Source organism: Bradyrhizobium uaiense (genome assembly GCF_010811875.1).
In the GTDB taxonomy this organism is placed as follows: domain Bacteria; phylum Pseudomonadota; class Alphaproteobacteria; order Rhizobiales; family Xanthobacteraceae; genus Bradyrhizobium; species Bradyrhizobium uaiense.
This window is the reverse complement of record NZ_VKHP01001209.1, coordinates 1-223: the sequence shown is the minus strand read 5'-3', so window position 1 is coordinate 223 and position 223 is coordinate 1. Positions and strand designations below refer to the sequence as shown.

General features: G+C 58.3%; 1 protein-coding gene. It reads left to right on the top strand.

Features of this window, described 5'->3' with window-relative positions:
* The coding region (locus FNJ47_RS49325) for an IS66 family transposase (RefSeq protein WP_163163913.1) at positions 1-223 on the top strand (223 nt) is incomplete at both ends.

The window sequence follows — 223 nt, the reverse complement described above, 5'->3', positions numbered from 1 at the left end:
TCTATGACGCTCTGAAGCTGCGGCTCAGATCGCAGCCTCTCATCCATGGCGACGAGACGACGGTTCAGGTCCTTAAGGAGAAGGACAAAAAGGCCACCAGCACATCGTATATGTGGGCTTATCGCAGTGGCAAGGGCAGTCACGAGCCCATCGTTCTTCTGGATTATCAGCCGGGCCGCGGCCAAATCCACCCGCAGGCCTTCCTCGGCGATTACCGCGGCAT